Origin of the sequence: Neobacillus solisequens (assembly GCF_051233465.1) — a bacterium.
In the GTDB taxonomy this organism is placed as follows: Bacteria; Bacillota; Bacilli; order Bacillales; family Cytobacillaceae; genus Neobacillus.
This window is the reverse complement of record NZ_JBKFGJ010000014.1, coordinates 203,887-218,062: the sequence shown is the minus strand read 5'-3', so window position 1 is coordinate 218,062 and position 14,176 is coordinate 203,887. Positions and strand designations below refer to the sequence as shown.

The 14,176-nt window shown below is 40.3% G+C and carries 13 protein-coding genes; 11 read left to right on the top strand and 2 right to left on the bottom strand.

Going from position 1 to position 14,176, the window contains the following annotated elements:
• Positions 1 to 357: 357 nt before the first annotated feature.
• Together ACI3K6_RS15540 and rnhC are read right to left on the bottom strand one after the other, a co-directional pair.
• Positions 358 to 648 carry a 4a-hydroxytetrahydrobiopterin dehydratase gene (locus ACI3K6_RS15540; protein ID WP_435555514.1) on the bottom strand — a complete coding sequence of 97 codons (291 nt, stop codon included), beginning with the start codon at positions 646 to 648 and terminating at the stop codon, positions 358 to 360.
• Between the two features lie 11 nt (positions 649 to 659).
• On the bottom strand, positions 660 to 1,598 hold the full coding sequence (gene rnhC, locus ACI3K6_RS15535; protein ID WP_435555513.1) for a ribonuclease HIII: 939 nt from the start codon (positions 1,596 to 1,598) through the stop codon (positions 660 to 662).
• A 113-nt stretch (positions 1,599 to 1,711) separates the two neighbouring features.
• On the opposite strand from rnhC, the gene zapA reads away from it, so the two are divergent.
• The 11 genes from zapA to trxA all read left to right on the top strand — a co-directional run bounded on the left by zapA (position 1,712) and on the right by trxA (position 13,623).
• Positions 1,712 to 1,972, top strand: a complete 261-nt coding sequence (zapA, locus tag ACI3K6_RS15530) for a cell division protein ZapA (protein WP_335474908.1) — start codon at positions 1,712 to 1,714, stop codon at positions 1,970 to 1,972.
• Positions 1,973 to 1,978: 6 nt separating this feature from the next.
• Positions 1,979 to 2,500, top strand: coding sequence for a CvpA family protein (locus ACI3K6_RS15525; RefSeq protein ID WP_335474910.1), 522 nt, complete (start codon positions 1,979 to 1,981; stop codon positions 2,498 to 2,500).
• A 95-nt stretch (positions 2,501 to 2,595) separates the two neighbouring features.
• A complete protein-coding gene (polX, locus tag ACI3K6_RS15520; RefSeq protein ID WP_435555512.1) occupies positions 2,596 to 4,317 on the top strand; it encodes a DNA polymerase/3'-5' exonuclease PolX in 1,722 nt (573 codons plus the stop codon).
• Positions 4,318 to 4,411: 94 nt separating this feature from the next.
• The gene (locus ACI3K6_RS15515; RefSeq protein ID WP_435555511.1) at positions 4,412 to 6,769 is read left to right on the top strand and encodes an endonuclease MutS2; all 2,358 of its coding nucleotides are present in this window, start codon (positions 4,412 to 4,414) and stop codon (positions 6,767 to 6,769) included.
• A 19-nt stretch (positions 6,770 to 6,788) separates the two neighbouring features.
• Positions 6,789 to 7,196, top strand: a complete 408-nt coding sequence (locus ACI3K6_RS15510; RefSeq protein ID WP_335474916.1) for a DUF350 domain-containing protein — start codon at positions 6,789 to 6,791, stop codon at positions 7,194 to 7,196.
• A 548-nt stretch (positions 7,197 to 7,744) separates the two neighbouring features.
• The gene (locus ACI3K6_RS15505; RefSeq protein ID WP_435555510.1) at positions 7,745 to 9,448 is read left to right on the top strand and encodes an AMP-binding protein; all 1,704 of its coding nucleotides are present in this window, start codon (positions 7,745 to 7,747) and stop codon (positions 9,446 to 9,448) included.
• Positions 9,449 to 9,641: 193 nt separating this feature from the next.
• The gene (locus ACI3K6_RS15500) at positions 9,642 to 10,226 is read left to right on the top strand and encodes a TetR/AcrR family transcriptional regulator (protein ID WP_335474920.1); all 585 of its coding nucleotides are present in this window, start codon (positions 9,642 to 9,644) and stop codon (positions 10,224 to 10,226) included.
• Positions 10,227 to 10,250: 24 nt separating this feature from the next.
• Positions 10,251 to 11,024, top strand: coding sequence for an enoyl-CoA hydratase (locus ACI3K6_RS15495; protein WP_435555509.1), 774 nt, complete (start codon positions 10,251 to 10,253; stop codon positions 11,022 to 11,024).
• Positions 11,025 to 11,139: 115 nt separating this feature from the next.
• Positions 11,140 to 11,913 carry an electron transfer flavoprotein subunit beta/FixA family protein gene (locus ACI3K6_RS15490; RefSeq protein WP_335474925.1) on the top strand — a complete coding sequence of 258 codons (774 nt, stop codon included), beginning with the start codon at positions 11,140 to 11,142 and terminating at the stop codon, positions 11,911 to 11,913.
• 39 nt (positions 11,914 to 11,952) lie between these two features.
• The gene (locus ACI3K6_RS15485) at positions 11,953 to 12,930 is read left to right on the top strand and encodes an electron transfer flavoprotein subunit alpha/FixB family protein (protein WP_435555508.1); all 978 of its coding nucleotides are present in this window, start codon (positions 11,953 to 11,955) and stop codon (positions 12,928 to 12,930) included.
• Between the two features lie 378 nt (positions 12,931 to 13,308).
• Positions 13,309 to 13,623 (top strand): thioredoxin, encoded by a 315-nt coding sequence (gene trxA, locus ACI3K6_RS15480; protein ID WP_335474929.1) that lies wholly within the window; start codon positions 13,309 to 13,311, stop codon positions 13,621 to 13,623.
• Positions 13,624 to 14,176: the final 553 nt, after the last annotated feature.

The window sequence follows — 14,176 nt, the reverse complement described above, 5'->3', positions numbered from 1 at the left end:
AATTTAGAAAAAGAGTCGCCAATAAGCCCTCTTGGCGTCCGCCCAAGAGCATCCAAAAGAAAAGATGTCGCCAATAAGCCCTCTTGGCGTCCGCCCAAGAGCATCCAAAAGAAAAGATGGTGCCAATAAGCCCTCTTGGCGCCTGCTCAAGAGCATCCAAAAGAAAAGATGGTGCCAATAAGCCCTCTTGGCGCCCGCCCAAGAGCATCCAAAAGAAAAGATGTCGCCAACAAGCCCTCTTGGCGCCCGCCCAAGATCATTCAAAAGAAAAGATGTCGCCAATAAGCCCTTTTGGAGCTAGTCTCCAACAAACAAAACAAAAAAGGCCGCCAATGGCGAACCTCTCCCAAATTATTCCTAATACCTCACATAAATCCTATCATAATCCCCCGCCAGAGCCACATCCAAATCCGTTAACCCGCCCGCGTTCCAAGACGTCAATCGTAAAGTAACCAACTTATAATCAATAGAAATAAATGGATGATGATTTTTCTCCTCGGAAAGCTGGGCAATTTCATTCACAAAAGCTACTCCCTTTAAAAATTCACGAAAACGGTACTTCTTTACGATAAATTTCCCGTCCAATTTCCATCCAGGCAATTGAGCTACTGCTGAGACAATCTCTTCATCACTTAACCGTCTGGCCACCAAAAATCCCCCTAAGAACGTTTTTTCTTCACAATCTGCAGCGCCTTATCTGTATTGGCGAAGTGCATCTTCACAAAAGTAGGCAATGTCTCTTGACCCTTTTTCAAAATAAGCTTGGCGGCAGCTTCATCAACATGTTTACCAGCGCCTTTGGGAATCGTAAATCCAGCAGCTACACTCAATTTATCAATGTACTGGATAAATGCATATCGAGCCAGAATACTAGCAGCTGCAACAGATAGATGAACTCCCTCTGCCTTCGTACTGAAATAAACATTCTCCCTAGCAATAGCTTTTTGTCCTTTTAGATGTTGAAAATACGTACTCGACTGGACGAACTGATCAATCAGAATCGCTTCCGGTTTGGCTGGTGCTATTTTTTCCAACACATTTACTATTGCCTGATTATGGAGAACAGCTTTCATTTTTCCCTGGGACCAGCCGGCACTTTGTACCTGATTATATTTATCATTCCTCAGAGTCATCAAGCTAAAAGGCACGATATTCTTAATGACTTTGGCAATTTCTATAATTTTTTCATCGTTTAAATCTTTGGAATCTCGCACACCTAATTCTTGCAGCAACGGGATATCTTCTTTTTTTACATAGGCTGCCACGACAGTAATCGGGCCAAAGTAGTCTCCAGTTCCAACTTCATCCGAGCCAATCACAGACATCTGACTAAACCCGGCTGGTAAATTCCCAGCAGAGGATGCAGATTTGGCAACACGTGGTTTCGCAGCAGCAGCAGTGCCCCATTTTCCAGCCTCATTTTCACAACTATTCCCTTGAAAAAGAACCTTTCCGGATTTATAGGCTGTAACTGTGCAAGAACCAGTTTTGGCGGAGAACACGCTTCCTTGGGGCAGTTTTTCTGCCAAGTTTTCATTGTAGTAGTCTCTCATTTTCATAATCGTACCCATATCCAATTGCAACACAATATTTCCCAATTTCCATGCACCACATTTCTAATAAATAGTTACTTCGCTAATTTGTTTGACTTTTCGACTTATATCCGTTCATGTTATGATATAGTGTAGGATTCTTGAAAGGGGCATTTACATTGTCTAGTAAAAACAAAAATAAAATTACAGTTGATATATACGGACAGCAATATGTCATTTTAGGTACAGAGAACCCAGGTCATATCCGGCTGGTTGCATCATTGGTCGACGATAAAATGCGCGAAATCAGTTCTAAGAATCCTTCGCTAGATGTTAACAAACTTGCTGTTCTAACTGCAGTGAATGCAGTCAATGACTATATCAAAATGAAGGACGAATTGGAACAAATAAAGAATGAACTAGAAAAAGTAAAGGACTAAATAGTAATGTTGGATATTGCCATTATTCTTATTCTCATTATCGGTTTTTTTGTGGGTCTTAAACGGGGCTTTATCTTGCAGCTTGTGCACTTAACTGGATTTATTATTGCATATATAGTTGCATTTGCCTACTATCAAGAATTAGCCCCGAAGCTAACCCTGTGGATTCCTTATCCCAACTTGGGGGAGGGTACAGTTTTAAAAGTAATTACTGACTCGAGCAATGTAGAGACAGCTTTTTACCGGGCGATTGCGTTTGTGATCATCTTCTTCGCAGTGAAGATTTTGCTGCAAATCATCGGGTCTATGCTAGATTTTATTGCTCATTTGCCAATCTTAAAACAACTAAATATTTGGGCTGGTGGATTACTAGGTTTTATGGAAGTGTATTTAGTGATATTTATTTTATTATACATTGCTGCCTTAATACCAATGGATGTATTGCAAAATCCTTTGAACCATTCTGCTCTGGCTAAGTCAATTGTCAATCACACACCGATTCTTTCACAGCAATTTAAAAGTATGTAATTGGAAGAAAACTTCTCTGTGGAAAGAGAAGTTTTCTTATTTTAGGTAAAAAAGGTTAAAATGATATTGTGCTAATGTTTAGGCAGGTGATTGGAATGAAAGTGAATAAAAAGGAAATAGTTCGACTATTGGAAACGATTGCGATTTATATGGAATTAAAAGGGGAGAACACCTTTAAGGTTTCTGCTTTCCGCAAGGCTGCAAATGCTCTGGAAACAGACGAACGTAGTTTATCTGAAATAGAGGATTTTACATCGATTCCAGGCATAGGAAAAGGCACAGCTGCCGTGATTGAAGAATACATAACAGAAGGCTCATCCTCTGTTTTACTGGAGTTAAAAAAAGAGGTTCCGGCCGGTTTGATTCCGCTGTTGCAAATTAAGGGGCTTGGCGGTAAAAAAATCGCTAAGCTTTACCAAGAAATTGGAATTACGGATGTATCAAGTCTAAAGGCTGCCTGCCAAGCTGGAAAAGTTCAGGCATTGGCCGGTTTTGGAAAAAAAACAGAAGAGAAAATTTTAAATGCCATTGCCAATGTAGGTTCCAGACCAGAACGTTTGCCACTGGCTTTTATGCTCCCGATTGCAGAATTAATCGAAGCAAGACTAACTGAAATTCGGTATATTGACCGGTTTTCTAGGGCAGGCAGTCTGAGAAGAATGCGTGAGACTATTAAAGATCTTGATTTTATAATTGCAACTGAACATCCTGAAGAAGTTCGTGCAGGATTGTTAAAATTGCCCAATATCAAGGGAATTATCGGTGCGGGGGACACCAAGGTTTCGCTAACCTTTGAATTTGATCTGGATATTTCCGTTGATTTTCGCTTAGTAAAGCCAAAAGAATTCATTACGACTCTTCACCATTTTACCGGGTCAAAGGACCATAATGTCCGGATGAGGCAGCTTGCTAAGGAACGTGGAGAAAAAATCAGTGAATATGGTGTAGAAAACGTTGAGACTGAGGAAATATTGACATTTACGTCCGAAGCTGAATTTTTCAAGCATTTTGATCTTCCGTTTATACCACCTGAGATTAGGGAAGACGGCAAGGAAGTCGACACTTTTTCTGCAAATGAGGATTTAATTGAACTGGATGACATAAAAGGCGATCTCCATATGCACTCAACCTGGAGCGATGGGGCCAATACGATTGAAGAAATGGCCGAGGCTTGTAGGGCCAGAGGTTATCAATATATGGCCATTACCGATCATTCGCAGTATTTAAAGGTGGCAAACGGATTAAACCGTGAACGGCTGTTAAAACAGATGGAAGAAATAAAAAAATTGAACAAAAAATATGATGATTTTCTCATTTTGTCCGGTATTGAAATGGATATTTTACCGGATGGCACTTTAGATTTCGAGGATGATTTATTAAAGGAGATGGATTTTGTCATTGCCTCGATTCATTCAGCATTTTCTCAGCCAAAGAAAAAAATCATGGAACGTTTAAAAATAGCGCTTACGAATGCACATGTTGACTTAATTGCCCACCCTACCGGCAGAAAAATTGGTAAACGGGAAGGCTATGAAATAGATATTGAAGAACTAATTCAACTGGCAAAAGAAACCCATACTGCATTGGAATTAAACTCTAATCCAAACAGACTGGATCTCAAGCCGGAGTATTTAAGAATGGCTCAGGAAGCAGGAGTAAAAATTTTAATCAATACGGATGCTCATATGCTGGATACATTATCCCACATGGAAATTGGAGTATCCGTAGCAAAAAAGGGTTGGATCAAAAAAGCTTCCGTTCTAAATGCACTAGATAAGAATGATTTGCTGAATTTTTTGACCAATAGGAAGGTATAAACTACCAGGCATAAGTCAACTAGGTCTGTGCCTTTTAGGCTCGCCAGTCGGCGAGTTCTCTTTCATAATCGAAATTAAAGGGGGGTTAAACCTCATGCAAGAACGAGTTTTTAAAGTATTAGAATTCACGAAAGTAAGGGAGCAGCTACTTGAGCATGCTTCTTCAACACTTGGAAAAGACAAGATCAAGCATCTTGTCCCGTCTATAGATTTTGAAGAGGTGGTAAAGCTTCAGGACGAAACTGATGAGGCAGCCACTGTTTTACGTGTAAAAGGCCATATCCCGTTAGCAGGTATTTACGATATTAGAGCCCATATTAAACGATCTGTGATCGGTGGTGTCTTAAGTCCACATGAGCTTTTTCAAATCGCTAGCATTATCCATGCAAGCAGGCAAATGAAGCGATTTATCGAGGAATTTTCTGAGGACAGAACGGAAATTCCAATTTTGGCAGAGGAAGTCGCTAAAATCATCCCTTTGACAGACCTGGAACATGCTATAAAGCAGGCCATTGACGAAAGTGGTGAGGTCCTTGATGGAGCGAGTGAAACGTTGAGGACATTACGGCATCAACTTCGAGCAAATGAAGCACGTGTCCGTGAAAAATTGGAAAGTATGATCCGTTCCTCGAGTGCACAGAAAATGTTGTCAGATGCGATTATTACCATTCGTAATGACCGTTTTGTCATTCCGGTTAAACAAGAATATCGCGCTCATTATGGCGGTATTATCCATGACCAGAGTTCTTCCGGTCAAACTTTATTTATCGAACCGCAGGTCATCGTGCAATTAAACAATCAATTGCAAGATATACGCGTAAAAGAACAGCTTGAAATTGAGCGGATTTTAACAGAGCTGTCGGCAAGATCTGCAGAGCATGATTCTGAGCTTACCGTGATTGTTAATGTCATGGCTAATTTAGATTTTATTTTTGCTAAAGCACGTTATGGCAAAAAAATAAAGGCCGCAAAACCTACGATGAATCATGAAGGAAGGATTTCGTTATTTAAAGCACGGCATCCATTAATCTCGATCGATGAAGTCGTACCAAATGATATTTTGCTCGGGAAAGATTATACCACTATTGTGATTACTGGACCAAATACTGGCGGTAAAACCGTTACTTTAAAAACTTTGGGACTCTGTTCGTTAATGGCTCAGGCAGGATTGCAGGTGCCTGCCCAGGATGGTTCAGAGTTGGCTGTATTTGATGCCATCTATGCAGATATTGGTGATGAGCAGTCGATTGAACAAAGCTTAAGTACTTTTTCCTCACATATGGTGAATATTGTAGATATTCTGGGAAGGGTTGATTTTAATAGTTTAGTCTTATTTGATGAACTTGGAGCTGGAACCGACCCGCAAGAAGGGGCAGCCTTGGCCATTTCCATTTTGGATGAGGTCCATAGACGGGGTGCCAGGGTGGTGGCTACGACTCATTATCCGGAATTAAAAGCATATGGATATAATCGAGAAGGGGTTTTAAATGCCAGTGTAGAGTTTGATGTAGAAACATTAAGTCCTACCTATAAACTGCTATTAGGTGTCCCTGGAAGAAGTAATGCTTTTGAAATTTCTAAACGGCTGGGTTTAAATGACAGGGTCATTGAAGCCGCCCGCTCACATGTAAGTGAGGATACAAACCAAATCGATCAAATGATCGCCTCGCTTGAAGAAAGTAAACGTCAGGCAGAGATCGAATATCAGGAGGCACGTGATTACTTAAAGCAGGCAGAAAAGCTGCATCATGATTTGCAAAAACAAATGATGGAGTTTTATGATAAGAAGGATGACATGCTCGAAAAAGCAGCTGAAAAAGCAGAAACCATTTTGGAGGATGCCAAAAAAGAAGCGGAAAGCGTTATTCGTGACTTAAGAAAAATGCGGATTGAAAAGCATGCGGAAGTGAAAGAGCATGAGTTAATCGATGCAAAACGTCGGCTTCAAGAAGCTGCTCCTGTTATTAAAAGGTCTAAACAAACTGCTGTAAAGAAAACGAAACAGCATACCCTCATGCCAGGAGATGAGGTCAAAGTTCTAAGCTTTAATTCAAATGGAACTTTATTGGAACGAATTTCCGACTCGGAATGGCAAGTTCAAATGGGTATTATGAAAATGAAAGTAAAGGAAAAAGATTTGGAGTACATTACTACACCAAAGCAGGCTGAGACGAAACCACTTGCAATTGTTCGGGGCAGAGATGCTAATGTTAAACTAGAACTGGATTTGCGTGGAGAGAGATATGAAGACGCTTTGTTAAGGGTGGAGAAATACATTGATGATGCTTTGCTTGCCAACTATCCGCGAGTGTCCATTATCCATGGTAAAGGTACAGGAGCATTAAGACAAGGCGTGCAGGAGTATTTAAAGAATCATCGATCAGTTAAGAAAATTCGCTTTGGAGAAGCCGGTGAAGGCGGTTCTGGTGTGACTGTCGTAGAATTTAAATAAGGTACGGGGAGACAAGGCAATGGACCAGTTTTGGGAAAACAGGTATATTCATATTGCGGCCTACTATAGTGTTGTCATTTTATGTATCATTGTTTTTTTAGCGGTATTTGAAATGGTCACTAAGTATAAAAATTGGGATGAGATTAGAAAAGGTAATATGGCCGTTGCCATGGCTACCGGGGGGAAGATTTTTGGAGTAGCTAATATCTTTCGACACACAGTTGAAAATCATAATTCATTACTTTCAATGGTGGGCTGGGGAATTTATGGTTTTTTGCTGCTGTTAGCCGGTTATTTTATCTTTGAATTTTTAACACCTACCTTTAAAATTGATGAGGAAATTCAAAATGATAACCGTGCAGTAGGGTTGATCTCTATGGTCATTTCGATCGGGTTATCTTTTGTCATCGGCGCAGGTATTTCATAAGGGGAGTATGAATGTGGAGAAATTAGCTAAAGTGCTGCTTGCATTCTGTGGCTTATTTTTACTGATTGGGGTCATCTATTTACTATTTTTTTCTTAAAAGAGTGAATCATCGCTGATAAAAACGGCGGTGATTTTTTATTTTGGCTATGTTAAAGAATACTGTTGATTTTAAACCCTGTTGATAGGAGCGGAAGGCACGAAGACTCCTCGAAAATGCTAACGCATTTCCTTCGTGCGAGGGCGAATGCTAGGAAGAAAATCAATGTCCTGTGGGAGTACGGTTCTGGAGAGACCCCGCAGGAGCAAGTGCCGAGGAGGCTCGCCGAAACGCCCACGGAAAGCGAAGTGCCTGAGCGGAAATCAACATACTAGTTTTACAGAGCATTTATTTTATAAAAAGAATGAAATAAAGCTGACTTAAAAAAGGTCAAGTAGACAAGGTGTGACTTATTTCAATTTAAGGAAACTCCATTGTTTAATGGAAAATACTGTACTATAATTAAAGGGTGAGAATTTTGAAAATTTCAATAAAAGGGGGAGGTCCGTTCATGTCGGAGTCCAGACCGTGGTTGAAAAATTATCCTAAAGATATTCCTACCACCATTGACTACTCCACAGAGCCGGTACAAAAATTTTTACAAAAATCAGCAGAAAGCTTTCCGGAAAAAATTGCGATTCATTTTATAGGAAAGGAAATGACGTATAGGCAGCTTTACCAAGATGCCTTAAAGTTTGCTGTCTATCTTCAGGAAATCGGTATAAAGAAGGGTGACCGTGTTGCCATCATGCTGCCGAACACTCCACAAGGCGTCATTAGTTATTTCGGAATCCTCATAGCTGGGGGAATCGTTGTTCAAACGAACCCTTTATATACGGAACGCGAGCTCGAATATCAAATGAGCGACTCCGGAGCAAAAGTAATCGTCACCCTAGATATCCTCTATCCACGCGTCTCAAAGGTCATGCCACAAACCAATTTGCAGCATATTATTGTAACCGCTATCAAGGAATATCTGCCATTTCCCAAAAATCTTATCTATCCTTTCATCCAGAAAAAACAATATGGAATTGTTGTTAAGGTAAAACATGAGGGTCCAATTCACCTATTATCCGAAATCATGAATAGATCTCTTGGACAGGTGAAGGAGTATAATTGTAACGTAGAAGAAGACTTGGCATTACTTCAATATACGGGGGGAACCACAGGAGCCCCTAAAGGAGTCATGTTGACGCATAAGAATTTAATCGCTAATGCTACAATGAGCCAGGCTTGGATTCCTAGGTGCAGGCCCGGTGAAGAATCTGTATTGAGTATTGTCCCATTTTTCCATGTATATGGCATGACAGTGTGTATGCTTTTGGCGGTGAAGATGGCAGGCAAATTAATCATCCTTCCTAAGTTTGATGCCCTCGATACCTTAAAAACCATTCATAAGCAGCGGCCAACCCTTTTCCCAGGTGCACCTACCATCTATATTGGTTTACTTAATCATCCTGATCTGAAAAAATATGATTTATCTTCCATAAATGCATGTATCAGTGGTTCTGCTCCGTTACCGCTGGAAGTTCAAGAAAAATTTGAAGAAGTAACAAAAGGGAAACTGGTAGAAGGCTATGGGCTTTCAGAAGCATCTCCGGTAACCCATTCCAATTTCTTATGGGACGTCGAACGAATAAAAGGCAGTATAGGAGTGCCTTACCCTGATACTGACTCAAAAATCATTTCCATTGATACTGGTGAACCCTTGCCTGTAGGAGAAATAGGGGAAATCGTTATTAAGGGTCCACAAATTATGAAGGGTTACTGGAATCGTCCTGAAGAGACGGATGATGTGTTAAAGGAAGGATGGTTGTTTACAGGTGACCTCGGTTATATGGATGATAAGGGCTATTTCTATGTGGTCGACCGGAAAAAGGATATGATTATTGCCGGGGGCTATAATATTTATCCAAGAGAGATAGAGGAAATATTATATGAGCATCCCGATGTCATGGAAGCAGTGGTAGCAGGCGTACCCGATCCATATCGCGGGGAAACGGTGAAGGCTTTTATTGTGTTAAAAGAAGGTTCGACAGTTTCAGGAGAAGAAATGAACCAGTATGTCAGAAAATATTTAGCTGCTTATAAGGTACCAAGACTTTATGAATTTAGAAAAGAATTACCAAAAACAGCAGTGGGAAAAATATTAAGAAGAATGCTGGTAGAAGAAGAACTACAAAAATTAGAAGATGAAGCAAAAAAACACGCTTAGTTTGCGCCATTATTTTTTTTGATTAAAAAGGCTTGTCATAGAACCAAATTTCAAAAAAATAATCAATTACGGATTTAGAATTTCTTGACAGAATAAAAGTTTAAAATTATTATAAAAATATGAATGATTATTCATTCATATTTTTATTTTACTATTATATATATTAAACCATTTTTTCCAAAGGAGGGATACCATGAAAAAAACAAAGCCAAAGTACATGCAAATTATTGATGCAGCGGTCATCGTCATCGCCGAAAACGGCTATCACCAGGCCCAAGTCTCAAAAATTGCAAAACAAGCTGGAGTGGCTGATGGGACCATCTATCTATATTTTAAAAACAAAGAAGACATCCTTATCTCTCTCTTTGAAGAAAAAATGGGAAATTTTATCGAAGAAATAGATCAAAGGACAGCAGGAAAAGAGACCGCGACAGAGAAGTTATTAATGATGATCGATGCTCATTTCGAATTGCTTTCTCAGGACCATTATCTTGCGATTGTAACACAATTGGAATTAAGGCAATCTAACAAGGATTTGCGTTTAAAAATCAATAATGTATTAAAAGGATACTTAATGGTCATTGATAAGATCCTTGAAGAAGGTAAGGAATCAGGTGAGTTTGCAAGTGACCTTGATGTCCGTCTTGCCCGGCAAATGATTTTTGGCACCATTGATGAAACTGTAACGTCTTGGGTGATGAATGAGGAAAAGTACGATCTCAAAAAGCTGGCGGTTCCTGTCCACAAGCTATTAATCAACGGATGTACAAAACGCTAGTGTGCTAAGAATAGGGGGAGTAATATGGAGTATTTAAAATGGTCAAGCGGGGATGGTATTGCCACTATTACCCTACAGCGTCCTCCTGCGAATGCGCTTTCATCAGGGCTTTTGCGGGAGTTAGCTGGTGTCCTGGATGAAATTGAGCCAAATCGTGACATTAGGGTCGTGGTGGTTCATGGTGAAGGGAGATTCTTCTCAGCAGGGGCAGATATTAAAGAATTTACAACAGTAAAATCTTCTGATGGCTTCTCTAATTTAGGGAAATTTGGTCAGGATCTATTTGACAGAATGGAAAAGTTTCCAAAACCAATCATCGCTTCTATTCACGGGGCCTCACTTGGCGGTGGATTAGAGCTGGCGATGGCTTGCCATATCAGGCTTGTCAGTGAAACGGCCAAACTTGGTTTGCCAGAATTGCAGTTAGGCTTAATTCCTGGGTTTGCGGGAACACAACGCCTGCCAAAATATGTAGGTGTGGCCAGAGCAGCCGAAATGATGTTTACATCAGAACCAATCACCGGAGTAGAAGCAGTGCAATACGGTTTAGCCAATCATGCCTATCCAGAGGAAGAAGTGTTGGAACAAGCCTATAAGCTGGCCAGGAAAATTGCTAAGAAAAGTCCAATCGCCATCAAGGCAGCCATTGAATTATTAAACTATGCCAAAACAGAAGAATTTTATGAAGGTACCAAAAGAGAAGCTCAGTTATTTGGTGAAGTATTTGTCTCTAATGATGCTAAAGAGGGCATCCAAGCCTTTATTGAAAAAAGAGAGCCTAATTTCAAGGGTGAATAAACGGATCTTGTGTGAGTAAAGAATCACCCCTTCCGTTTACCAATATATTTTTTTACAATCAATTTTCTTAATCTTTCAAACTAAAAAAATGTTTGAATTTCTTAGGAGGGTAACCATGAACATTTATGTGTTATTGAAAAGAACCTTTGATACCGAAGAAAAAATCACCATTTCCGGCGGGAAGATCAATGAGGATGGTGCGGAATTTATTATCAATCCGTATGATGAATATGCAGTAGAGGAAGCCATTCAGGTTCGCGATGCAAATGGCGGTGAAGTTACTGTTATCTCTGTCGGGAGCGAAGAATCAGAAAAGCAATTACGTACAGCTCTTGCAATGGGTGCTGATAAAGCAGTTCTTATTAACACGGAAGATGATGTTGAAGGCGGAGATCAATTTACTACTGCCAAAATCATTGCTGAATACCTAAAAGATAAAAATGCTGATTTAATTTTAGGTGGAAATGTTGCAATTGATGGCGGGTCAGGGCAGGTTGGTCCTCGTGTAGCAGAACTATTAGGAATTCCATACGTAACTACAATTACTAAGCTTGAAATTGATGGAACAAAGGCAACGGTTACCCGTGATGTCGAAGGAGATTCTGAAGTGATCGAAACGAGCCTTCCATTACTAGTAACAGCCCAACAAGGGTTAAACGAGCCACGTTATCCATCTTTACCAGGAATTATGAAGGCAAAGAAAAAACCTTTAGATGAACTGGAGTTAGATGATTTAGATCTTGAAGAAGACGATGTAGAAGCTAAAACAAAAACGATTGAAATATACTTGCCGCCTAAAAAAGAGGCAGGAAAAGTATTGTCCGGGGAATTAGCTGATCAAGTGAAAGAACTTGTTCAACTACTACACACTGAAGCAAAAGTTATTTAATCGGTTATCTTAAAATTTGTTTGCAGGGGGTAAACACAAATGTCCAGAAAAGTATTAGTATTGGGAGAAGTTCGTGACGGATCCTTACGTAATGTATCTTTCGAAGCAGTTGCTGCAGCAAAAACTGTTGCTGAAGGCGGAGAAGTAGTTGGTGTATTACTTGGCGATTCTGTAAGCGGTTTAGGTGCGGAATTAGTTAGATATGGTGCCGATCGTGTAGTCGTAGTGGAGGATGAAAAGTTATCACAATATACCTCAGACGGATATTCCCAAGCGCTTCTAGCTGTCATTGATCAAGAACAGCCTGAAGGTCTTGTATTTGGCCATACAGCACTTGGAAAAGATTTGTCTCCAAAAATTGCTGCCAAGCTTTCATCTGGTTTAATTTCCGATGCAACAGCTGTTGAAGTGGCAGGAGGAAACGTTGTCTTTACTCGACCAATCTATTCAGGTAAAGCGTTTGAAAAGAAAATTGTGACTGACGGGATCATTTTTGCAACCGTTCGTCCTAACAATATTGCTCCACTTGAAAAAGATGAGAGCAGAACAGGTGAAGTTTCTTCCCTTTCTGTTGAAATTAAAGATTTACGCGCCATCATTAAGGAAGTAGTAAGAAAAGCTACTGAAGGTGTTGACCTAAGTGAAGCTAAAGTTGTCGTTTCCGGTGGCCGCGGTGTGAAAAGTGAAGATGGCTTTAAGCCATTAAAAGAGCTGGCAGATGTTTTAGGTGGAGCAGTTGGCGCGTCCCGTGGTGCGTGTGATGCCGAATACTGTGATTACTCACTGCAAATTGGTCAAACGGGTAAGGTTGTAACTCCAGACTTATATATCGCTTGCGGGATCTCGGGTGCCATTCAGCATCTTGCCGGCATGTCCAATTCAAAAGTCATTGTAGCCATCAATAAGGATCCTGAAGCTAACATTTTTAAAGTAGCTGACTATGGAATCGTTGGTGACCTATTTGAAGTGGTCCCAATGTTAACGGAAGAATTCAAAAAATTAAAGGTTCATCAATAATTGATTGAACTCTAAAAAAGCGGGCGGATTTCCGTCCGCTTTTTTCATTGTCTAGCTCCAGCGCGCTAGCGGCAAGGGTCCTTCGTCTCCGCCCTCCGATAACTAAACATCGAATCCCCTCCGGCTCTACGTGTTTCCTATCTCAGTTGGAGAGACACCACAAGGAAGGCTTCGACAGCACAGGCATCGCCCGAAGGAAAAGTGTTTGCTTTTTCGAGGAGGCCAAATGCAGTAGACCTAGGTGCTTGTGCTTTTCTTATAATGTAGTTTAATTTAATGCCATTAAGGGAAAATTAGATGCGAAACATATTATTAGCGTGATTTTCTAAACAATGCTATACTTTCCGTATATTTAAGAAAGATTAGGAGGTCATATATATGGCTATTTCACATTTAACGGATCAAAACTTCGCTGCAGAAACAGGTTCTGGCTTAGTTCTTGTTGATTTCTGGGCTCCATGGTGCGGACCTTGCAAAATGATTGCACCAGTTTTAGAAGAAATCGATGCTGAAATGGGCGACAAAGTCAAAATCACAAAATTAGATGTAGATGATAACCCACAAACAGCAGCTAACTTTGGCGTAATGAGCATTCCAACTTTGTTAGTATTCAAAGATGGCGAAGTTGTTGATAAAGTAGTTGGCTTCCAACCAAAAGAAGCTTTAGCAGGTGTACTTCAAAAGCACGTCTAATCAAAGACCAAAGGCCTTAACTGGAATCTCACCGGTTAAGGTTTTTTTATTTTTATAAAGAAATATCTTTCTTTATAAGAGGATGAAGGACAGATGGAAAGGAATCGCGTTTGGGAATGTCTTTCAAAGAGTGGATGAAAGACAGATGGAAAGGAATCCTGTCTGTGAATGTCTTTCATAAAGGGGATGAAGGACAGATGGAAAGGAATCGCGTTTGGGAATGTCTTTCAAAGAGTGGATGAAAGACAGATGGAAAGGAATCCTGTCTGTGAATGTCTTTCATAGAGGGATGAAAGACAGATGGAAAGGAATCCTGTCTGGGAATGTCTTTCAAAGAGTGGATGAAAGACAGATGGAAAGGAATCCTGTCTGGGAATGTCTTTCATAAAGGGGATGAAAGACAGATGGAAAGGAATCCTGTCTGTGAATGTCTTTCATAAAGGGGATGAACGACAGATGGAAAGGAATCCTGTTTGGGAATGTCTTTCATAAAAGGGATGAAGGACAAATGGAAAGGAATCGCGTTTGGAATGTCTTTCATGAAGTGATGAAA